Below are 23168 nucleotides of genomic sequence, written 5' to 3'. Positions count from 1 at the left end.
ATTATCTCCTCCTCGCTAGTTTGATTCGAGGATCTAAGAATCCGTAAGTCAGATCGATTATTAAGATGAAGAGTATCAATATTGCACTGTAAAATATGGTTGTGCCTAAGATGACCGGATAGTCCCGATCAGAAATTGATTGAACAAAGTATTTTCCGATCCCAGGAATACCAAATATTTGTTCGATCACAAAACTCCCTGTTAATATTCCAGCTGATATAGGACCTAGTACAGTAACAACCGGTATCAATGCATTTCTTAATATATGACGAAAGATTAACCGTGAACCCGTTACACCCTTCGCAATAGCCGTTTGAACATAATCTGAGGTAAGAACTTCTAATATGCTCGACCTTGTTAATCTAGCTATGTAAGCTAACGGACCAACTGCCAACGCTAAGCTTGGAAGAACAGTATGTCTCCACGTACCCCAAGTAGCGACTGGGAGCCATTCAAGCTTTATCGCGAAGTAATTAATAAGAACAGTTGATAGTACAAAGCTCGGTACTGATAAGCCTAAGATGGCTATAACCATTGATAGATAATCTAACCAGCCGTTATGTTTGATCGCGGCTATGATACCTAGAGTCATCCCGAAGACGACTGCAATAACCAGTGCCTGTATGCCGAGTACCGCCGAAACAGGAAACCCACTTAATATTAATTCATTGACTGTACGTGTATCCGATGTAATCGAAGGTCCAAAATCTAAAGTAATAATTCCTGCCATGTATTTGAAATACTGGATGATAAGCGGCTGATCAAGGCCATAGTGAGCCCTCAGATTTTTCAGTACTTGTTCAGGTATGCTCTTTTCATTCGTGAATGGGTCACCTGGTATCAGATTCATTAACACAAAAGTTAGAGTGGCGATGACAAACAACGCAAGGAGTGCAGTCATCATTCGTTTAATGATATAGAAAATCATAGCTTACCTCCTTGAAAGAAAGAGGAAAACCAAAACGATTTCCCTCTATCAAATCATATTTCTTTACTCCACAAAAGCTTCCCTATAATCAACCGCTTGTATAATGTAACGGTGAACATTTTTTACATTATCTTGTTGCAGGTAGACTTTGTTGTTAAAGTAAAGTGGAGCGATCGCCATGTCTTCTAGTAATACTTTCTCGGCTTCTTGCATGTATTCAGCCCGCTTGTTTAGATCGAGTTCGGTATCTACTTTCTTAACCAAGTCATCATATGCCGGAATTGAGATTTTACTATAGTTATAGACATCTCCCGTTGTAAACTGACCGAGCAGGTTCTGAGCATCATTGTAGTCTGCCCCTGTGCTATAGATGGCTATCTCGTAATCTCCTTTTTGAACATTTTGAACAAACACTTTTCTCTCCATCGTTTTAAGCTCGACTTCTAAACCTAGATTCTTCTTCCACATTTCTTGCATCGCTTGAGTTAATTGGTTGTATAAATCGCTTGTATAGAACAATAGGCTCACCTTTGGCAGACTACTTAACCCTAACTCAGCCTTTCCTTCTTCTAATAGCTGTTTTGCCTCTTCAACCGATTTGTCCTTATAGAGTGAATCTCCTGCCTGCTCCCTGAACTCTCCCACACCATTTCCTAAACCGTTTGGTATGAATGAGAACGCAGGTGTTTCTCCTCCTTGAGTTACTTTATCTACAATCAATTGTCTATCCAGTGCCATACTCAGTGCTTTTCTTATCTTAGGATTACTGAACACCTTGTTCTCATGATTAAATCGCAAGTAGGCTACGCTTGCACTTGGTAGTTTTTCCGCGTCTCCGCTCTGAATGAGCTGGCTCTTGATAGAGTTTGGTATCTGTTCAGCAACAGCGATCTCCCCTGATTTGTACATACCATATTCGGTGTTTTGATCGTTTACCATCACCCATTTCAGTTCGTCTAGCTTTACGACCTCTTTTGCCCAGTAATTCTCATTCGGGACCATCACTAGCTCTTGATCGTGTTTCCATTCTTTAAGTTGAAATGGGCCGTTTGAAACAAATGTTTTTGCATCTGTCGCCCATTTAGCATTTGCTTCTGCTACCTTTTTGTTCACAGGCAATAATGTAAAAAACGATGTCAGTTCTAAAAAGAAGGATGTCGGTCTTTCGAGTGTGATTTCTAAAGTTTGTTGATCGGGGGCTTTTATACCAACTTCATTAAAATCTTTTACTGTCCCTTCATTATATGCAGCGCCGTTTTTGATGAAGAACAGATTACTTCCAAGAGGAGCAGCTACTTCTGGATTCAATACTCGTTCCCACGAAAAGATGAAGTCTTCCGCTGTTACTGGATCTCCGTTCGACCATTTAGCGTTCTTATTTAGATGAAAAGTATAAACTGTTTTATCATCAGAGATATCCCATGATTCGGCAACTCCGGCTACGACATTTCCTTTTTCATCCAACCTGACTAATCCTTCGAATAATTGGTTACTGATGTCTCCCGCGATCTGATTATCAATTAACGCCGGGTCTAGACTAGGAGGTTCTGATATGGCATTGATGGTTAGTTTTTGTTCCTTTTTTGTTTCACTATCGCTTGCAGCCGGTTCTTCTTCAATCCCCTTACTGCTGCAACCACTTAAAATAAGACTTACAAGTAAAATAAATGAAAAGAAAACACTTAACCTTTTTTTCATCCCCATGCCTCCCATAATCATATTTAACAACTAATCAATAACGTTGTACCCCTCCTCTTCTATTATTTCTTTGATTAGTGCTGTGTTAGTCTTATTAGACAAATAGGTTACTTGAACGCTGTTATTTGAGGCACTTGCTTTTACAGATTCAACTCCTGGTGATTCCATAAGTGCATCTTGAATGGCTTTCTCACAATGGCCGCAGCTCATTCCGTTTACTTTAAATTCGAATTTTTCCATGTTAGCCTCCTACAATGCCCCTCAAAATTTTTAAGTTTTTTTTTATATATTAAGTTGTTGTTTTATTTGATCGATACCAAACCGATTAAGAAACTTTGAAAATTTTTCTCTCCTTTTACCGTTTTTAGCATAAATATCAATAATTTGTTCGACTAGTTTAAATAATTCGTTTGGTTGTAGATTATTTTTGAAAAGTTGACCTGTTCGTGCATCAAGACCATTTGCTTTGCCACCTAAATAGAGATCAAAGGTGTCTCTTTGTTTTATAACTCCAATATCGTTTACTAATGGTTCACCACATGCGGTAGGACAACCAGTATATGCGGGCCGTAGTGTAAAAGGCACTTCCTTACCTGCGATACGATTGTTCAACTCGATGGCAACTGGCATACCCTCTTCTTCTGCCCCTTTACAAAAACCGCAAGTTCTTAAGCTCTTTACATAGTTTCCTACTGAATAACATGAAAGACCTATAAGCTCCAACTCATTCCTTATTTGTTCCAGGTTATCTTCTGGTACTTGAATAATAAGCTGTTGGAATGTTGTTAATTCAATTTCTGAATCCTCAGGTAAGTACTTGCTCAATAGAAGTAATTGTTTAGGTGATAGTTGTGCACCAAAACCAATTCCTCCGTTGACAGCTAGCCTAACTAACTTTCCCTCCAATGAAAAACCCCCTCTTATACCATACCCTCCCAACGTATAATATGTAGTATAAAAAAAACCTAGTACCAGCTAGGAAGAAATAGTATATAAATTTTCTAAAAATTCAAAATAATTGTAATTGATTCCATTTTAGTATTCCAATTTTTATAAGTCAATGGTTTTTTTATTTTAGTTTTAAAAATAATTATCTCTTATTTTGGTATATTTTTTTCAGTAGATATTTTAAAATAAGTTATCCATCTAACATATAAGTATATAGCTCTTATAAGTAAATCTAGAGCAATTGAAATCCATATCCCTGCTATTCCATAGCCGAGTACGATTCCAAAAAGGTAAACACCTAGGACTCGTATCACCCACATACCGACTGCTGTGCTATACATGGGACTTTTTGTATCGCCAGCTCCCTGAAGAGCCCCTGCCAAGATCAATCCTACAGCAAGTGCGGGTTGGGCAAATGCATCGATTCTTAGAGCAGTTACCACCATTTCAATGGCATTTTTATCTGTCGTGAACCAGGATGCAAAATATGGAGAAAAAACAAATAAGATGATCCCTATTATTGACATGAAGAAGATTCCGACCCCGGTTGTTAAAATGCCATATTGGTAGGCATCTTTTAATTTTCCCGCTCCTATACTTTGGCCTACTAGAGTAGTAGCGGCGATAGCTAATCCATATCCAGGCATGTAAGAAAAGGTTTCGATGTTTCCTGCAATGGTATGAGCTGCGAATGTTTCTGTTCCTATATGCACAATCAATCCGAAGTATAGAACTTGGCCAACTCTCATTATTAACCTTTCGATCGCAGCAGGTATGGATAATTTTATGACGGATAGCATGACGCCCCTTATCATGTTCAGTGTACCTTTACGCAGGGAAAAAGAAACGATTGATTTCTTAATATAATGATAGAGCATCCATGTTCCCATTATTCTTACTAATACTGTAGCCCAAGCGGCCCCAGCAACTCCTAATCCTTCCCAATCGCCTACTCCAAAAATCAGAACATAATCAAGACCAAGATGGATTATATTTATCCACCAGCTTACCTTCAATGGTGTTTTCGTATCACCAGAAGCTCGCAGGATGCTTCCGAAGATGAACATGAGAGAAATGAATATGGAGGGTATAGCGACGATTCGGAAATAGACAACTCCATCCACTAAAACTTTTTCATCAGCACCCATTAATAAAAGGAAAGGTTCCGCCAAAAATATACTTACGGCTCCAAAGAATAGACCTATAAACGCTGTTAAGAGAGTCGATTGTTTAGCGATTGATTTCGCCTGATCAATATCTCCGGCTCCTAAACTCCGTGCGATCAGTGATGAAGTCCCGACGCCAACCGCCATAAAGACGGCTATATAAACGGCTATTACCGTATTAGCTACACCTACTGCAGTTACCTCCTCTAGTCCTATCTTTGCTACGAAGAGAGTATCTACGAATCCTACAATCGTTTGTAAGATGTTCTCTAACATGGCTGGAATTGCTAAAGAGAGAATAATAGAGATTTTTCCCCATTTTGTCTGTTCCTTTAATGAACCATCCGATTTCAGTGACATTTATTCACTTCCTTGGTTTTTATGTTTTCAGCAATGCATTAAACCTCCTTTTTCACATGATTGTTCTAAAATTTCCACATATACTAGTTTTCACCTTCTTTCTTTTATCTAAATTTTATTTTATGTTCATTCAAGAAATATAAAAACCAAGTACTCGAGCATGAGAACTTGGCACTTGGAAATCCTTTACACTTTTAATAACTTAGCATCATTATCGTTCAAAATTTTATCTTTCGAGAAATTATATTTCTTCTCAATATAAATTTTATGCCAAATCATAAACGTTAAAATCGTCCACAACTTTCTGCTATAATCTTTCTTTCCTTTTTGATGGTCATCTAAAAGATTCAGCAAATACACTTTATTAAACAAACAATCCGTTTCACTTTCGACAATCAAAGAATATGCCCAATCAGACAGTTCATTTTGAAGCCAATGGCGTATGGGGACCGGAAATCCTAACTTCTTTCTAGTTAGAACAGAGTCTGGTACGATTCCTTCCATTGCTTTTCTTAGTATATATTTTGTCGTTTGATTTGTTATGGTCTTAGACGAAGAAAGCTGTGAAGCAACTTTAAAGACTTCCTTGTCCAAAAATGGGACACGCAACTCTAATGAGTTCGCCATCGTCATCTTATCGGCTTTCACTAGAATATCTCCCCGCAGCCATGTGTGCATATCGATATACTGCATCTTATGAACATCGTCTAGGTGTTGAATGTTACGATATAGCTCTTTTGTAACGTTTTTATAATCCCATTTCGTTTGATAGTTCTTAAGGAGCTCCTTTTTTTCAGCTTCTAAAAATATCTTTGCATTTCCGATATAGCGGTCCTCGATGCTGGTTGTACCTCTCTCAAGAAAGCTTTTTCCACGTGTACCATCAGGTAGCATTTTTGAAAATGAGTTTAGTCCCTCTTTTACTCCTGTTGGAAGTTTTTTGAAATGTCTTAATGAATATGGTTCACGATAGATATTGTATCCACCGAACAGTTCGTCTGCCCCTTCACCGGAAAGGACTACGGTAACGTGCTTTTTGGCTTCTCTTGCGACAAAAAACAGTGGGACTAATGCAGGATCCGCGACGGGCTCGTCCAAATGCCAAATGATTTTAGGCAGTTGTTCAATAAACTCTTCTGGTTTTACAATATAATGAATATTCTCTACCCCAAGATCTGAAGCCGTTTCTTTGGCTAAATCTATTTCACTGTAACCTTCTCGTTCAAATCCTACAGTAAAAGTTTTAATTTTAGGATTAAACTCTTTAGCTAACGCTACAATACTTGAAGAATCTATACCTCCAGACAAGAATGAACCAACAGGAACATCACTTCTCATGTGCACCTTTACAGATTCTCTCATTACATCCCTAATCGTATTGATTTCCTCATCAAAAGGTTTGAAAATAGGAGTAAAGCGAGGTTTAAAGTAATTCTTAATATTCATCTTTTGACCGATTTTTTTTACAAAGTAATGACCTGGCTCTAACTTTTTTATTGAACTGGAAAAAGTGTATGGTTCTGGAACGAATTGATATGTGAGATAATAATGTAGAGCTTCCTCATTAAAGCTCCCTCCATTCGTTGCAAGCAGGATGCTTTTTTTCTCAGATGCACATAATAATTCATCCTCAGATTCATAATAAAAAAATGGCTTAATACCAAAATGATCTCTAGCACCAAACAATTCTTTTTTTTCTTTATCCCATATTAAAAAACTAAACATACCTCGCAACTCATTAAGAGCCTTTTCACGCTTGATACTATATAAAGCCAGGATAACCTCCGTATCAGAATCAGTCTTAAAAGATAGCCCTCTCTTTTCTAAGCCCTCTCTTAATTCAAGATAGTTATAAATCTCACCATTAAAGGTTATCCAATACCGATCATCTTCATATCCTAATGGCTGTTTCCCGCTATCTAAATCAATAATACTCAATCTACGGAATCCTAGACGAATATGTTCATCAAAATAATATCCAACATCATCTGGTCCCCGATGAGAGATAATATTAGTCATGTTCATAAAATCATTAACTTCTGTATTCGTTCCTTGTATCTCGTTATTACTCAAATAACCGATAAAACCACACATTACTAAATCCCCCATTAAATATAATGAAAGTTACCCATTTACTAAATTTGATGTTATTTATTATTTCAAAATATCAATTCTCGAATAATGGAAACTTAATCAATAAATATTAATAACTTAAGTAAATTTGTTATAACAAAAAAATATGCATAAATTATGAAGTAGTACCACATTCTAGTTCAAATCAAAAAAGAACTACCTTTTGATATGATAGTTCCTTCAATAAAATATAGATTAAATTTTTAACAATTGTGCATTGATGGCTACGATAATTGTACTTAATGACATTAATACTGCTCCCACTGCTGGATCTAATAAAATTCCATAGGGATAAAGAATTCCGGCTGCGAGAGGTAAGGCAAAAATATTATAACCAGCGGCCCACCATAAATTTTGTAACATCTTTTTATATGTAGCTCTTGAAAGATCAATTATTGAAACGACATCTTCTGGATTACTTCTTGCTAAAATAATATCAGCTGTCTCCATAGCAACATCTGTCCCAGCCCCTATCGCTATGCCTAAGTCTGCACTAGCAAGGGCTGGGGCATCATTTACACCATCACCGGTCATTGCAACTTTTTGACCGCTCGATTTAATCTTCTTAATTTGATCGGCCTTTTGATGAGGAAGTACTTCTGAAAATATCTCGTCTAATTTCAACTTTTTTCCGACCCAATTCGCAACTTGTTGATTGTCTCCAGTTAACATTATAGTTCGAATATTTTTTTCTTTAAGTTTCTCAATCGCCCTATAGGCAGTATCTTTAACTTGATCAGCTAGCGCAATCATTCCGTATAATTCGTCATTAATCAAAATAAAAGAAACTGTTTTGCCCTCGTTCGATAGTTTTTTATAAGTTGTTGAGTCAAAAGCTATGCTCTCTTCGATTACATACCTCGGACTCATAACTTTCACGGCCTTGCTTTTTATTATTCCTTGTAAGCCTTTTCCTGTTATTGATTTAAATTCTTCTACTTCCAACAGTTTGATATTCCTTTTATTCGCCTCTTCTACAATACCCTTCGCAATAGGATGTTCTGATTGAGATTCTATTGATGCTGCTAGTTGCAATAAATCATTTTCATCTTTATTAGCCTCAGTTATTATATCTGTAACTCCAAATTCCCCTTTTGTTAAAGTTCCTGTTTTATCAAACACAATAGAATCTAAGTTTCGAGCGTCTTCAAAACTTGTACGGTTTCTAATTAGAAGACCATTTTTAGCAGATAAGGTTGTAGACCTTGCAATTACTAATGGAACCGCTAACCCTAAAGCATGCGGACATGAAATAACTAAAACAGTAACCATACGTTCAAGTGCTATGTAGAAATCATAACCTAAGAGCAACCATATTATTAAAGTCGTTAAGCTTGCACACAGAGCTATATAAAACAACCATTTTGCTGCCCGATCAGATAATGCTTGAGTTTTCGATTTTGTTGCTTGGGCATCTTGAACCAGTTTAATGACTTGGGATAAATAGGTTTCTTCACCAATATTCTTTATTAATATCGTTAAAGACCCTTCACCATTAATGGAACCAGCAATTATGTTGTGATCCTTCTCTTTTTCCACAGGTACTGATTCGCCGGTTAACATGGATTCATTAACATTTGAAACGCCTTTAATGACTACACCATCGGCAGGCACCTTTTCTCCAGGTTTAATAAGGATTTTGTCATGTTTCTTTAATTCTGAAACAGATACATCCATTACATCACCGTTTTCTTGTATTAGATGGGCTTCTTGAGGCATTAACTTAATTAGTGCTTCCAGTGAGTTGGATGCCTTCATAATTGATTTCATTTCTATCCAGTGACCTAGAAGCATAATATCCACTAATGTCGCTAATTCCCAAAAAAAGTTTTCCCCTTCATATCCAAAAACGGTAAGAGTGCTGTAGATATAGGCTGATATGATAGCAAGCCCAATCAATGTCATCATACCTGGATTCTTTTGTTTTATTTCATCAATCAATCCTGATATAAATGGCCATCCACCATAAAAAAATACTACTGTTGACAATGTAAACAGGACTAACATCGAACTTGGAAAAGTTATGTTAAAACCAAAAAACATCTGAATCATCGGTGAAAGAATTAAAATGGGTATAGTTAATAATAATGAAATATAGAACCTTTTCTTAAAATCATCAATCATATGGTCATGGTGTCCGTTATGATCCTCTTGATTAGTATGATTTCCTAACGAATGATTATGTTGTTGCTTATTTTCTTCAGTATGATGTTCATTCATGTGATGGTGATTCATTTTTTACATCCCTTCATTTATAAATTTAAACCCAATGCAATAAACACATTGGGCTTAAAACTATAATTTAGCTTTTACAATTACTATTTTTCCGATTTTTATATTAATTATTATCTTTATTGTCATTTTTGTTCTACACATCATGAATCATATCATCCATCACATTCACTACATTTTCAGATTGTTGTTCTAATTATTTTCCCATTTGTATCCTAAACCCCATACTGTTTTAAAATAGTTGTCAATTGGAAATCCTGCTTTTCTGAACTTTTCTCTAATATTTCTAACATGAGAGTCTATAGTTCTACCTTCAGTTTCAGATTCCATACCCCATATAATCTCTATCAACTGCTCCCTATTAAAGACACGCCGAGGAAATTTGATTAATAAGTAAATCATTTCGAACTCCTTTGGAGTAAGAATTATCGATTGATTATTATAAGAAATATAGTGCCTTTTCTTTTCAATAATCAATCCTTCAATTCCATAATCCTCTTCATTTTCTTGCTGCGACCTTCTTAAGACTGCTTCAATCCTAGCTAATAATACCTCTTCATCAAATGGTTTCGTAATATAATCATCCGCTCCAAGTCTTAACCCCTTTACAATGTCCATCTTTTCGTTCCTTGCAGTCAACATGATAATAGGTACTTGCAGCCATTCTCGAATCAGCTTAATTGTTTCCCAGCCATCTATATCTGGCATCATAACATCTAATAGAACTAAATGAATTTTCTCTTTTTTTATAATTTCAATCGCTTGATTTCCTGAATAAGATTTTACTATTTCAAAATTATATGGTTTTAAATATAATGAGATCAAATCTACCATTCTTTGTTCATCGTCTACTATTAATATTTTTTTCATTTTTAACTCCTTTTTAAAAATACTGAGATGGTTGTTCCTTTCCCGATTTGACTCGTGGCAGTAATCTTTCCATCATGCTGTTCTATAATCTCTTTCACAATAGCTAATCCTAAACCGGAACCTCCTTTTTCTCTAGACCGGGACTTTTCGACTCTGTATAAACGATCCCAAATCAATGGCAATTCATTTTCCGGAATCCCTTCACCCTCATCTTTAATCTGAATTTCGATAAACTCCTTGTGTCCTGTGACACTGATATTGACCGTCGTATTTTCTGATGAGTATTTCATTGCATTATCCAAGAGGTTGATTAGAACCTGATATATCCTTTTCTCATCAATCTCTAAAATATAATCCCCGTCCGAGAAATAAACCAATTCGATCTTTTTTGAAGAAAAAACTGGTTTTATATTATTAAGAACTTTTTGAACCAGTTGGGAGACCGACACTTTTTCCTTATGAATCACAAACCTAGTTTGGTCCATCTTTGCAAGTTCGAACAAATCCTCAATAAGTTTGGTCAGATTATTTGATTCTTCATTTATGATGGTTAAATATTTTGCCTTCTCTTCTACTTGGATATTTGGACGCTGCAGGATTTTAGTATAACCAGTGATGTAGGTAAGGGGTGTACGTAGTTCATGTGATATATTAGCTAAGAATTCAATTCGATCTCTTTGTAATCGATTCAAGTCCTCCGATAAAGTAGTAATCTGCAGGGCAAGTTCACCGAGTTCATCTTTTCTGTTTATATCTAAGGTGACTTTGTGATAACCATCACTTAATTTTTTTGTTGCTTCTTTCATTTTAAGTAAGGGTTTAGTAATCGTTTTAGATAAAAAGCTTACTGCAATAATCAGTATTATTAGTGAAATGATACTGATTTTAACAAACTCATCTATAAGATGGTTATTCATCTGTTGAATAAATTTTGTATCTAAAAACATATATACGAATGCCACGTGCTTGCCATCAATTACAATAGGTGAAACCGATGCAAAATAAGCTTTCTTCTTCCAGTCATTCTGTACTAAAAACCCATGATGGCTTGGTGTGATATTTTTATTCAGTATCTCTTTCATCTTAGTGTCGATATCACTTGACCTAACTAAAATGTTATCATCCGAATCCATTACTACAACTTTTGTTTTCGCTTTGGACTCCATTAGACCAACATGATGGAGTGTAACATCATCAAACTTTCTTTCTAAAACATCTCTATGATTATTTCCACGCGCGACAAGGTCTCGTGTTTCCTCTTGAATACGACTTGTCAAAATGCCTTGATATAAGATTAAAAAAAGTAAAAACTCTATGATTAACATGATAACCAATAGAATTAACCCAAGTTTTATTGAAATCTTCATAGTCCCTCCTATTAGAGCCAGTAGACAAAGATATCTAGAATACCTAGAACAGTAAACAAACATCCAAAAGTCACCTGGATTACATTGCCTATTTTCTTGCTTTTCTTCAAAAGTACTCCATATAAATTAAAGTATAAGATTAAAAAGATTAATAGCAGAAATGGAAAGACTGTTCCTAAAGCGAAAATCCCCGGCAGTATGATTCCATAGGAAGTAGAAAGTACTAATGGCATTAAAAGTCCAAAAAAGAGTAGAAACATTGTTGGACAAAAACCGAGTGTCAGTACAACTCCTAATAAAAATGAATTAATAATGCCTCTTTTTGAAAAAAAGGAGTGGAAATTGAATATAATACTCAAGTTCAATTTTATGATACCAATCAGGTAAAATCCGATGATTATGAGTAACGGGCCAATCAATTTTCTGACAATAGGGAATATTGTAGTTAAGCTATTTTCTAAAGTACGACCAAATATCCATATCAGTAGTCCTAACATAATATAAACAAAAATTTTTCCGAATATGTAAGCGGAGATCTCTGGCCAAATTTTTGAATCCCTTAGAGACTTATTGCCATAATACATCATGGTACTTATATTTCCAGTTAATTGACAAGGAGCTACTGCCCCCAAAATCCCTAAAAAGAAAGCACTCAAAAGTGGTATGCCTTGGTTATTATAAAAGAGAGTAGTTAAGGGTTCATTTAAAAAACTACTTAACAAATTAAAAATATCATACATAATTCTCCCCCTCTCCCTATTAACATTACCTTAAAATTATCAAGAATTTATGCATTAAATTCAGAGCTCAATATCATCCATCTACCTAATCATACTCCCTATTTATTAATAGAAGATAAGCAATACTAAAGTTAGGCATAATTTTCTAAGTTAAGAGCTTTCGTTTAATGTGAAAAGAAGCTTCCATTGTTCACCTCTAAATAGAGGTAAAAAAAGAGTACCTACTATCGTAGATACTCCTCCCACTATTAAAATCTTACTCAGGTGATAACTCGCTTTCAGTTAACCATTGATGGTTTGTTACTTTGTCCCCACCGGTCGTAGGGGTAAAATCGACCATATAAATTGTGGTTTTCACTACAGAGTCTATAGTAGCTTCAGCATCTTTCATGCCCTCCATGTGGTCTGCATTAAGCACGACTTTTGCACCTGGTTTTAAAGGTTTCTCATTTGCATCCTGAAGCTCTTCTTGAATAACCCATTTATGATCTGTTACTTTTTCCCCACCTGTAGTTGGCGTGTATGTTACTTTATAAACATATGTATCATAAGCACCTACAATTGTTGCCTCTGCCCCTTTCATCCCTTCCATATGATTTGCATTTATAATCGCTTTACTTCCTACTTCATATTTAGGATTTTTTGCTTCTTTTAAACCTTTTGGTACTTCTCCCGATCCGGAATGGTCCATATTCCCATGGTCCTTTCCTTCTTCCATTTTCTCATCATTTTGATTTGTATCTTGGTCATTATTACCACACGCAGCGAGAGTAAGTGTGAAAACCAGTAGTAAACTTCCAAGAAAGTAATTTTTAAATTTCATTAAAAACTCTCCTTCCTTTTTTATTTAAACACTATATTACCCTTTAAATTGCAACAGTATGCATGACGATTTTTTCATTCAAACTTCATTCACACTTTTAAGTATAAGGTATCTATTTTGATAAGAAGTGTACTAATAAAATAAGAACTTTTTGTGTATTCTCTTTGCAACAAACATTAAATATTAAGTTTTTAATAGATTGTGAGATTAGAGTATCCTTTGAGGAGTATTTAAAGAAATAATCAAAGAAACAAAGCGAAGAGATAATTTAGTCTCGCATGCTGGTTTTGGTTATCTTTTAATAACTATGATCTAAACCAAGTTCATTTCAGGACTTTCCGCTAAATAATGCAGCTGAAGATGATTCCGATATATGGACTTATCTTTTATATATAAAGATAATTATTGATTAAATGAGTATAAGTCAATTAAGTCATAATTACGGTTCATCTTCAAAAAAACTCCTTATTTTTCTCTTATAATCTAATCAAAGTGGTTTTAATAGAAAATTAGAGGAGTGTTTAACTTGATTGAATCTTCAATGCAACCCATAGATCGGGTGGCTCTTGATTTTGGAGTAATTCAGATTTATTGGTATGGGTTAATCATAGCTTCAGGAGCATTTTTAGGATTTCTCCTTGCAAATAGAGAAAGCAAGAAACGTGGCCTCCCAAAAGACACGTTTGTTGATTTGGTCATGATAGCCGTACCAGTCTCAATACTTACAGCCCGATTATACTACGTTATTTTTGAATGGCAGAAGTATAAAGATAGTATTGCCGATGTATTTGCTATCTGGAATGGGGGAATCGCAATCCATGGAGCACTCATAGGTGCCTTTTTAACAGCATACATTTTTACAAAAAGAAGAGAACTATCCTTTTGGACTATTGCAGACATCGCAGCTCCAAGTATCATCTTAGGACAAGCGATTGGACGATGGGGGAACTTTATTAACCAAGAAGCCCATGGAGGACCGGTATCAAGGTCGTTCCTGGAAAATCTATGGCTTCCGGATTTTATCATTAATCAGATGTATATTGACGGTGTTTATTACCAGCCCACTTTTCTTTATGAGTCGGTATGGAACATGATTGGTTTTTTTGTCTTAATAACCCTTAAAAAGTTCAATCTTAAGAATGGCGAAGTGTTTCTAAGCTATATAATCTGGTATTCCATAGGAAGGTTTGCCATTGAAGGGATGAGGACTGACAGCCTTATGTTAACTTCCTCATTAAAGATGGCACAGATCATATCGATCGTTTTGATCGTTCTTTCCTTCTTCTTAATTGTTTATAGAAGAACGAAGAAAAATTCTCCAGTATCTTAAAAATTAGCAGGCCTCAAATATATGGCCTGCTTTTTTATATTCACGAATCCCCAGTAATAATCGGATTCCCAATGGTGATAATTGTACGTTTCCTTTCTGTATGATAATAACTTGAGATTTGAAAATTAATCTTGTTCTTATTTATTTTAATGGTCCGGTTAAGTTTTGGAGAGAACCCGTTGGAACTGATGAAGTACTTGTCTATGTACTTATCGGTTATTTTTCCTTTCAGTCTCTTTGTCATCTTATTAATGAGACTGATTTGTTCATCCTGGACTAATTTTCGCTCGATGGCTCCTTGAACTGTAGTATTGATGTTAGGATTTAACTTTAACGTGATTAACTTGTTGCGTAAGTTATCGTAAAGTTTTTTCATGTTCTTTGTTCCTAAGTCCTGACTCGTAATATTAACCAATAAATAGGTTTTGTACAAATTCGGACTTGTTTGAACTTTCTGTCCCAGCCATTTTATTGACAGTGTTGTCTTTTTACTTTTTTTATGAGTTCCTATAAATTCTATGATTCCATGATCATCGTGATCTGTGTAAACTTTTAATTGGACTGAGAATATCTGGTTTAGTTTATTTACCATTCTTTGAAAATCATTCAACGTTTGCTTTTCAGAAATGGTTGTTCCATATGTGAGAAATAATTTTTCTTGTTGTATAGATTCATTGTCCATTAAATTTTTTACGACTATTGAGTCCGTTGGCTGTTTATCACTAAAACCAATCGGACTATCTATAAGTATGAGAAAGATTGTAAGTATAATAACAAATGCCTTTTTCATTAATGTATCCCTCCCTACTAAACTAGCATCCCCATTTATGCTAGTTTTATACCGTCCATACTTATTTAGAGCATTAGAATTTCCCCATAAATAAATCCGTTTCCCAAATGGAAAACGGATTGTGTGTATATTTTATTTCAAATAAACCTCTACTCTTTTTGCAAAGGTAAGATTAAAAATTCGACCCTTCTGTTCTTAGCTCTCCCTTCAGAGGTTGAGTTAGATTCCAAAGGTTTATGTTCCCCATAAGCTTTTATACTAAAACGAGCAGGATCTAGATCTTTGTTAGAGAGCACAACATCTAGAACATGAAGAGACCGCTGCATGCTTAATTCCCAATTGGAACGAAAATCGTTATTATGTATCGGTACATTATCGGTATGACCGCCGATGATTATATCTCTTGCCGGGTGGGTTATTAATAAAGGGGTTAATTGGTAGATTATTTTTTTTGCCTCCATTTTGAGTTGACCTCTCCCAGAATCAAAAAGGATATCATTAACAATAACAATATAAAGGCCATCATCACTTAACTTCGTTTGAACAATCTTCTGAAATCCGTTTTCGTTTATATAATTCTCTATTTTTATATGTAATTTTTCAAGTTCATTTTTCTCGTATTCTATTATCGATTTTTGCTCTTCGGTTAGCATACTTGTAGTCTGGTAACTTTTAGTCTCATTTAGTACCCCTTTATTACCAAAACTTGTACTTAAGGATATCATCATGGCATTAAATTTTTTTGCATCAATACTACTAGAGGCAAAAAGTACAATAAATAATGCCAATAACAAAGTTAACATGTCCGCATACGGTATGAGCCAAGACTCATCTACTTTTTCTTCATTCTCTTGTTTTCTTTGTCTCATAACCCTCCCCCTCTTTAAGTACATTTTACATATTAGATATGGATTTTTTTTGCATAAAAAAAAGCCGTGAAAACGACTTATGACTTATTTTGAATTGGTGTTTTTGAACAATAAGTATCCCAAATAGATAGCAGTTAAAACCAACAGGATCTTTCCTATCCAGGTAAATTGCGTGATTTGATAGACGGAGAATGCTTCGAGTAATAGGGCTGGGACTTTCCCAACAATGGTAGCTGCAGAAAATACTAGAAAAGAAGAGTTAGTAAATGCTGCAGCTAATGTTACAATACCTGACGGAATAAAGGGCATCAATCGTAAAGAAAAGATTAAATAAAAGGCGTCTAACCCTTTCGCTTTTCTTAATGTATTTACCCATGAATACATGGAAATTTTGGTGAGCTTAAATTTATTTAATCCCTTTTTATATAACCAAAAAGAAATCAGGGCACCAAGTATCTCGCCTAAAAACGAGATAAACGTTCCTCCCCAAAAACCAAAGAAGATGATGTTCGCTCCGGTTAAAAACACGCTAGGAACGATCCCTAAAACAGCAATAATAATATTTAATGAAAGACTGATAGCTACTGTCAGTATTGGATTACTGCTATATAAGTCGAGAATAAAACCTTGGATATCCATATATTTTCACCCGAATTAAAATTCTTACTATCTGCTAAGAAGCGGCATAGGATTAATAGCGTTTGTCTTGCCTGAGTTCCAAGGACCTTTGTGAAGCTCAAAATGTAGATGCTGACCAAATGAATTACCAGTATTTCCTTGATACCCGACCAATTGACCTCTGCTTACTGTTTGACCATCCTGTACACTTCTACTATTCATATGAGCATATACGGTTGTATATAACTGCCCATTTATATAATGCGATATAAAAACAACATTACCGTAACTGCTTGAATAATACGACCGAAGAACTGTACCAGATTCAGCAGCTACAATAGGTACTGTACCGGCTTTTGCAATATCAATGCCTGCGTGCTCTTTCCCCCATCTTGGACCCATCGTAGATGTTAGAGTCCCTTCTGTAGGAAAAAGAAACATGCCTGTCTTGCCCTCTCTTTCATCTGATGTTTCTGCTTGAACTGGTGATGATGATGCACTTTGAACTCTTTTGCTTTTCTCCATTTCTTTTTTCTTACGTTCTAATTCTGCTTTTCTAGCGCGTTCCATTTCAGCTTTAATTGCTGATTCTTGGTTTGCTAAAAGTTTATTCTTTTCATCAAGCTCTATTAGATAATTATTAATTTTCCCCTCCTCAATTTTCAATTCCGCTAGGATTCTATTTTTTTCATCTCGCTGGGCACTTAATTGCTCTTCTAACGTTTTCATTTCAGTTAGCGTTACTTCGAGTTGTGAAAGTTTTGAATCAACTTTTTGTTTTTCCAACTTAAGGTTCCTTTGATCAAGTTTATGTTCTTCAATAATTTCACGATCTTGTTCTGCAATTAAATTTAAAGCTATTATCCGATCTAGAAAATCACCGAAATCCTTAGAACCTAACAGTACATCAAGATATTGGATGACTCCACCATCCTCATACATTGCACTTACTCTATTTTTTAAAAGCTTGTCTCTAGTCTCGATACGTTTTTCAATGATAGCTATTGATTTTTTCAGACTATCAATAGAAAGAATAATATCTTCTTTTTCAGTGCTTTTTTCCTTAATATTTTGTTCTAGTTCATATATTTTGTTGTCTATCTCTTGAATTCCATCTTGGACCTTATTTTGTTCATTTTTGACTGAATTCAGCTCTGATTTTTTTTTCTTTTCTTTTTCACCATTCTGTTCTCTCTTCTTTTTTATTTCTTCCAGTGATTCTCCATGTACAGTACTTACATTACTTGAAATACTGACAAAAGTTATATTTACAGCTAGAACTGCAGCTAACGAAACAAATTTCCTTTTCAAATTATATTCTCCTTACCCTCAGATGCAATATTTCGATTTACTTTGACAAGAAATACTATAAAAAAGAAAATTGCAGGAAATATGCATTTTAAGCTTTGTTTACATTTCAGTTCTATTACAAAATCTATAATCAAATAAGATTTCTTCTATAAATTAATGAAACAAGTATATTTATAGGATTATTATCCAAGAGGCTTTGTTTATCCATTTCATAAGAAAAAGCCCAGGGAGCACCTGAACTTTTTATTATAAACCATTATTATTTTCCAAAAATCGTAAGAGATCTCCATAAATGATTTTATCAGATAGATTAGTTCTTGTTTTGCAGTATCTGAATAATTTCAAGCGCTTAATGAACTCACAACAGTTATTCCTTGTCCATATTTCCGTGGTCCATCCCATCCATATTTTCTTTATCCATCTTCTCTTCATTTTCTTTATCATTAGAACATGCAGATATAATTCCGACACTGCTCATTAATAGAACAACAATTGATAAAGACTTAAGCCATTTTTTCATACATTCGCCTCCCTAATAACGAGTTAGACCTTTTTAAATATGATTGAAAAAGGTTAGTGGTTATTTCGATAATTAACCCTTTCTAAAAAAACTTACAACAAATATATGAAGAATTTATGCATAGTCAACTACTTGAACAAGAATTTCTTTAACAAACTTTTCTCCCAAAAATCTCCATATATGTTTTTATAATTAAAAGAAGTTGCAATATCATAAGTAACGGAGGAATGTAAAAATGAAGAAAACTATTTTTGTCACTATTCTCCTTGCTGGAATGATCGCTTGGACATTGTTTAACAATGGTATTCTTAACGCCAAGGAGGAAGTTCAAAACAATAATAATACAAGTGAAGTAAAAAAAAGAATGGAACGTAACAAAGGTGAAGAAGAGCTTAAAACCCGAATTTCAAAAGGAAATATCGCTCCTGAATTTGAATTGATGTCTTTAAATGGCTCGAAAACAAAATTGTCAGATTTCCGCGGGAAGAAGGTTCTCCTAAATTTTTAGGCGACTCGGTGTCCCCTGTCGAGAGGAAATCCCTGAAATGGAACGATTTCACAAAGACAGTAAAAATAAGGAAATTGTTATCATTGGAATTAATCTTATAACAAGTGAAAGTAGTGTATCTAATGTACAAAACTATATTAATAATGAAGGGATAACATTTAACATACTGTTAGACCAAGAAGGACAAGTAGGAAGTATCTATCGACCTATCAGTATACCAACCACTTACTTTATTGACTCTAATGGTGTGATTACGAATACGTTTATAGGACCCCTGTCATACAAAATGATGCAAGATTTTATGAATGACATGGATTAAAGCCTTCATAAACCGTAGATTTTAAAACGTTCATAGAATCCTTAAAATGTACAGAAATACTAGGTGCAAAGAATAGTGGATTTTAAATTAAATTCTTAAATAGATCGTTTGCCTTTTCTATATATGCATATATAATAGGTGAGCAAAATAGATCCAATGCTTAGCCAAAAAGTAAAATAACCTATTTGAGGCGTATATTGATTAAGTAAACTGTATCTTGGCATCATAAAAAACACATAATCGATTACATCGTTGTGCAACGTCCAAATTGCTACAATTGTTAAATGAAGTGGTTTAATCTTATAGAATGGGGCATACAACAATCCTTGTATTGCCATACCCAGATGAGAAAGGATTAACATCATACCAACAATATTAAGAGATTCATTAACAATAAACACAAGTATGTTCATAAAAACAGCCCAAATTCCGTACTTAAACAAAGTAACGATTGCTAGTCCTTCAAAGATTGGCAGATTTTTATTTACTAGAAATGCAAATAATACGATAACAAAGAATAAACTAGCAGTGGGACTGTCAGGTACAAAAAGTAAAAACTTGGATGGTGTTTCAGTTAACTGGACCCCGTACCAAATATAACCATAAATTGTACCTAAAATATTAATTGTTAGCAATAAACTAAGAAACGTTTTACTTTTTAAAATATAAAACACTTGATTCAAAATAGTCCCTCACTTCATATAGAGTCATGTTGATGTACCGGTAAACCTCTTAGTCTATAATAAGCTACAAATGTGAAGAAGCTATGCACTCTAAAATCATCTGAAATAAAACACTTTTTTGTAAGAGTGATTTTGATGCTCATACTCGCTATCAGCGTAAGCTATTACTTTGATTAGATTTTTTCCATATCAAACAAAGTTAAAGAGGGCTGTAACTCCTCGGTTTCAGCCCTCTTTAACTTTGTTTATATAATTTATATGTTGATTAACATTTCAGTTTTCCAATAAAACTCACTAAAAACTTCCCCAAAAGCTTCAGGAGTTTTATCAATACACCCCCATTAATATTGATTTCGCATTGTTTGTCAAATCTAAATTATTAATCCCATTACCTTCCTTTTTTCTTTTAATACCTATCCACTCTATTTAAAATTTAGAGGTTTAAATATTTCTCTTACCCTGGATGATCCTCCCCGCCCACAAAAACAGATGTTTTATTCAATAAGTAATTATTCACCAGTAGCTCGTAAACTAAAATTGGAAATAATGTCGAATATCCTCAAATTCTGCACAAATTTGTAATTATTAATTAACCTAACCATAATACCTTTGATATAAAAGATTGCTAGAATAATGAGAGCAAAAGAGACAACAGGAGGAATTAAGAAGTGAAAAGATTAGTTATAGGAGCAACAATTGCAGGATTCTTAACATTAAACCCATCAATCGGTAAAGCAGCTTTAGGTGATCAGACACTTAAACCAGGAATGACACATTCTGAGGTCAAGGATTTGCAAACTCATCTAAAGAGTAAAGGTTATTTTACATATTCAGGACAAACTACCAATTATTTTGGTTCATATACTAAAAGTGCAGTCATCAGTTTTCAAAAAGCTAAGGGACTGAAAGCGGATGGTATTGTGGGGTCCGATACATTTAAAGCATTAGGTATTAAATCGCCGGTATATGCCCCAACTTATAGTAAAGCAAAGTTGGTTAATACAGCTAAGAAATATATGGGAGTTCCTTATGTATGGGGAGGTACCTCCTCAAAGGGTTTTGACTGTAGCGGATATCTGAATTATGTATATCAGGAAGCTACCGGAATTAACCTTCCACGCACCGTATCGGAAATTTTCTTAAAAGGGACAAAAGTGAACACGCCACAGGTAGGGGATATGGTATTTTTTGAAACTTATAAACCAGGCGCATCTCATGCGGGAATTTATATTGGAAATAATGAATTCATCCATAGTTCTTCATCAAAGGGTGTGAGTATAAGTTCCATGAAAAACTCATATTGGTCAACAAGGTATCTTGGAGCCAAAAAATATTAACAAATTCAAAATTAATTAAAAATGGCGCAGACTCAAAGTGTAAAAACTTTTGAGTCTGCCTCTTTTTTCTATATTATTCATAACAAATTGTCTCTAAATGTTCTTGACCTCAAACTGCCACAGATAGCTACGGTCATCGTATTAAATGACAGAAGCACCCACCTATCGTTTGAACTAATATTTCTACCAATCAATCATATTAATTATCTTTCTTACTCCACTGTAATATATTTACATGCAATAAATATATTCTAGACTCTAAATCCTCTATTATTATAAGAATACTTTTCGGTTTCTAGTATATAATCTACTAACTAGACGCTGAGGTGAATGTTATGAAAAAATTACATCGATGGTTAGTTTTTATCTTTTTTTCTTCTATTATTAGTTTTTTTTTATTCCCATGGGTATTTACAATAGGAGTATTCATAGCTGGAATTACATTGTTCTGCTTTCACATTGTTCAATGTTCACTAGAGGAAAGTGAAAACTCTTATGAAAAAAAATAGATATCTACAAGCCACTGTTTTGTTGGTAAGCCTAACTTTTCTATTTGTAATTATGTTTTCAACGGTAAAAAGTAAATGGTTTGATTCTACGCTTCTTACTAATGGCTTAGAGACTTTAGTAGTGAAGCACTCGTATATGCGATAGGTTCACAAAACGGTTACTTTACAAAAGCTTTACCAGCAGAAAGTGAACCTCCTAAGTTATCCTCTATCTTCGTTCAACTCGCTACCAATATTCGGCCTGGGGATATACGTAGTTTATTTGGAAATGAGTTACCTGGCTTAGCAATATATGATTCAGAAATCTATTTAGCGAGTAAAGGAACCAATTTTTCAACATTACCTATTGAATCAACACCTCCTATCGAAGAAATCATGAAAATGACTGAGCCGACAGATGAAAATAAACAAATTTTAAAAGAGAATGAAGAAAAACATAAAGCGCCAAACACTAATGGCAAACCCGTGGTTCATATTTATCACTCGCATAGTTATGAAGCGTTTAAGTCTTTGTCAAAAGATGGAACATATAATAGTTCCAACCCTGAAACTAACATCATAGCAATTGGTGACCTTTTAAAAAGAGATCTTGAAGAACGAGGAATTGGTGTATCCCATGATACGTCTAACATTGGTGAAAAACTTAAATCTAAGAACTGGGGTACTGGAAAAGCATATATTGCAGCGAGAGAAAATGTTATTGACGCAATTTCTAATAATAAAAGCATTCAATACTTGATTGATATGCATAGAGATTCACAACCTAAAAAAGTAACAACAATCGAAATTAACGGTAAGCAATATGGCCGGTTGTTCTTAGTGGTTGGAAAGGAACATCCAGGTTACGAAAAAAACCTTGTTCTAGCTGAATCAATGCACAATAAGATTAACGAAAAATACCCTGATCTTTGTCGTGGAGTAATTATTAAAGATAAAAATGAAGGAAACGGTGTATACAATCAAGACCTTTCAAACAAATCATTGTTGATTGAAATGGGTGGAATTGATAACAATCTTCAGGAACTCATTAATACTTCGGAGGCATTTGCTGAGGTATTCAGTGAAATGTATTGGGAGAATGAAAAAGTAAATACTGTTAATTAAATTTA

22 protein-coding genes are annotated in these 23168 nt (G+C 34.5%); 5 read left to right on the top strand and 17 right to left on the bottom strand.

The features are described from left to right. Position 1: 1 nt before the first annotated feature. From IHV09_RS11520 to IHV09_RS11470, 11 genes are all read right to left on the bottom strand, one after another. On the bottom strand, positions 2 to 928 hold the full coding sequence (locus tag IHV09_RS11520) for an ABC transporter permease (RefSeq protein WP_197129816.1): 927 nt from the start codon (positions 926 to 928) through the stop codon (positions 2 to 4). Positions 929 to 991: 63 nt separating this feature from the next. After that, positions 992 to 2626, bottom strand: a complete 1635-nt coding sequence (locus IHV09_RS11515) for a peptide ABC transporter substrate-binding protein (protein WP_231607364.1) — start codon at positions 2624 to 2626, stop codon at positions 992 to 994. A gap of 30 nt (positions 2627 to 2656) precedes the next feature. Beyond that, positions 2657 to 2866, bottom strand: a complete 210-nt coding sequence (locus tag IHV09_RS11510) for a heavy-metal-associated domain-containing protein (protein ID WP_197129815.1) — start codon at positions 2864 to 2866, stop codon at positions 2657 to 2659. Between the two features lie 42 nt (positions 2867 to 2908). Continuing rightward, positions 2909 to 3532 (bottom strand): nitrite reductase, encoded by a 624-nt coding sequence (locus IHV09_RS11505; RefSeq protein WP_197129814.1) that lies wholly within the window; start codon positions 3530 to 3532, stop codon positions 2909 to 2911. Positions 3533 to 3723: 191 nt separating this feature from the next. Beyond that, positions 3724 to 5100 carry an MATE family efflux transporter gene (locus tag IHV09_RS11500; protein ID WP_231618261.1) on the bottom strand — a complete coding sequence of 459 codons (1377 nt, stop codon included), beginning with the start codon at positions 5098 to 5100 and terminating at the stop codon, positions 3724 to 3726. A 186-nt stretch (positions 5101 to 5286) separates the two neighbouring features. Beyond that, a complete protein-coding gene (gene asnB / locus IHV09_RS11495) occupies positions 5287 to 7194 on the bottom strand; it encodes an asparagine synthase (glutamine-hydrolyzing) (protein ID WP_197129813.1) in 1908 nt (635 codons plus the stop codon). Positions 7195 to 7428: 234 nt separating this feature from the next. After that, the gene (locus tag IHV09_RS11490) at positions 7429 to 9468 is read right to left on the bottom strand and encodes a copper-translocating P-type ATPase (RefSeq protein ID WP_231607362.1); all 2040 of its coding nucleotides are present in this window, start codon (positions 9466 to 9468) and stop codon (positions 7429 to 7431) included. Positions 9469 to 9657: 189 nt separating this feature from the next. Continuing rightward, positions 9658 to 10335, bottom strand: coding sequence for a response regulator transcription factor (locus tag IHV09_RS11485; RefSeq protein WP_197129812.1), 678 nt, complete (start codon positions 10333 to 10335; stop codon positions 9658 to 9660). A 2-nt stretch (positions 10336 to 10337) separates the two neighbouring features. Then, positions 10338 to 11702 carry a HAMP domain-containing sensor histidine kinase gene (locus tag IHV09_RS11480; protein ID WP_197129811.1) on the bottom strand — a complete coding sequence of 455 codons (1365 nt, stop codon included), beginning with the start codon at positions 11700 to 11702 and terminating at the stop codon, positions 10338 to 10340. A gap of 11 nt (positions 11703 to 11713) precedes the next feature. Then, the gene (locus tag IHV09_RS11475; RefSeq protein ID WP_197129808.1) at positions 11714 to 12442 is read right to left on the bottom strand and encodes a sulfite exporter TauE/SafE family protein; all 729 of its coding nucleotides are present in this window, start codon (positions 12440 to 12442) and stop codon (positions 11714 to 11716) included. A 256-nt stretch (positions 12443 to 12698) separates the two neighbouring features. Further along, entirely contained in the window at positions 12699 to 13265 is a 567-nt protein-coding gene (locus IHV09_RS11470) for a YdhK family protein (RefSeq protein ID WP_197129805.1), read from the bottom strand. 529 nt (positions 13266 to 13794) lie between these two features. Here IHV09_RS11470 and lgt point away from each other — a divergent pair. Further along, positions 13795 to 14595, top strand: coding sequence for a prolipoprotein diacylglyceryl transferase (gene lgt / locus IHV09_RS11465; protein WP_312035283.1), 801 nt, complete (start codon positions 13795 to 13797; stop codon positions 14593 to 14595). 40 nt (positions 14596 to 14635) lie between these two features. On the opposite strand, the gene IHV09_RS11460 is transcribed toward lgt, so the two are convergent. From IHV09_RS11460 to IHV09_RS11440, 5 genes are all read right to left on the bottom strand, one after another. Beyond that, positions 14636 to 15385 (bottom strand): YwmB family TATA-box binding protein, encoded by a 750-nt coding sequence (locus tag IHV09_RS11460; RefSeq protein ID WP_197129799.1) that lies wholly within the window; start codon positions 15383 to 15385, stop codon positions 14636 to 14638. A gap of 149 nt (positions 15386 to 15534) precedes the next feature. Then, complete coding sequence (locus IHV09_RS11455) at positions 15535 to 16254, bottom strand: flagellar motor protein MotB (protein WP_231607361.1); 720 nt, start codon at positions 16252 to 16254, stop codon at positions 15535 to 15537. Positions 16255 to 16338: 84 nt separating this feature from the next. Beyond that, positions 16339 to 16893, bottom strand: a complete 555-nt coding sequence (locus tag IHV09_RS11450; RefSeq protein ID WP_197129793.1) for a TVP38/TMEM64 family protein — start codon at positions 16891 to 16893, stop codon at positions 16339 to 16341. A 27-nt stretch (positions 16894 to 16920) separates the two neighbouring features. After that, positions 16921 to 18183: a murein hydrolase activator EnvC family protein gene (locus IHV09_RS11445; RefSeq protein WP_197129790.1), complete on the bottom strand. Its 1263-nt coding sequence runs from the start codon at positions 18181 to 18183 to the stop codon at positions 16921 to 16923. A gap of 367 nt (positions 18184 to 18550) precedes the next feature. Beyond that, positions 18551 to 18703 carry a Vmc-like lipoprotein signal peptide domain-containing protein gene (locus tag IHV09_RS11440; RefSeq protein WP_197129787.1) on the bottom strand — a complete coding sequence of 51 codons (153 nt, stop codon included), beginning with the start codon at positions 18701 to 18703 and terminating at the stop codon, positions 18551 to 18553. Between the two features lie 235 nt (positions 18704 to 18938). Between IHV09_RS11440 and IHV09_RS11435 the strand changes: the two genes are divergently transcribed. Beyond that, positions 18939 to 19211 (top strand): peroxiredoxin family protein, encoded by a 273-nt coding sequence (locus IHV09_RS11435; protein WP_197129785.1) that lies wholly within the window; start codon positions 18939 to 18941, stop codon positions 19209 to 19211. Beyond that, positions 19204 to 19530, top strand: coding sequence for a TlpA disulfide reductase family protein (locus IHV09_RS11430; RefSeq protein WP_312035282.1), 327 nt, complete (start codon positions 19204 to 19206; stop codon positions 19528 to 19530). The genes IHV09_RS11435 and IHV09_RS11430 overlap by 8 nt, the downstream gene beginning before the upstream one ends. Before the next feature lie 95 nt (positions 19531 to 19625). On the opposite strand, the gene IHV09_RS11425 is transcribed toward IHV09_RS11430, so the two are convergent. After that, positions 19626 to 20213, bottom strand: a complete 588-nt coding sequence (locus IHV09_RS11425; protein ID WP_197129779.1) for a DUF1405 domain-containing protein — start codon at positions 20211 to 20213, stop codon at positions 19626 to 19628. Positions 20214 to 20881: 668 nt separating this feature from the next. Here IHV09_RS11425 and IHV09_RS11420 point away from each other — a divergent pair. Then, entirely contained in the window at positions 20882 to 21550 is a 669-nt protein-coding gene (locus IHV09_RS11420; protein WP_197129776.1) for an NlpC/P60 family protein, read from the top strand. A gap of 650 nt (positions 21551 to 22200) precedes the next feature. Continuing rightward, positions 22201 to 23163 (top strand): stage II sporulation protein P, encoded by a 963-nt coding sequence (gene spoIIP / locus IHV09_RS11415; RefSeq protein WP_197130029.1) that lies wholly within the window; start codon positions 22201 to 22203, stop codon positions 23161 to 23163. The last annotated feature ends 5 nt before the right edge of the window (positions 23164 to 23168 follow it).

The organism is Fictibacillus sp. 23RED33, assembly GCF_015903925.1.
GTDB classification, from domain to species: domain Bacteria; phylum Bacillota; class Bacilli; order Bacillales; family Fictibacillaceae; genus Fictibacillus; species Fictibacillus phosphorivorans.
The sequence above is the reverse complement of the archived record's forward strand: the minus strand, read 5'-3'. Positions and strand labels throughout refer to the sequence as shown.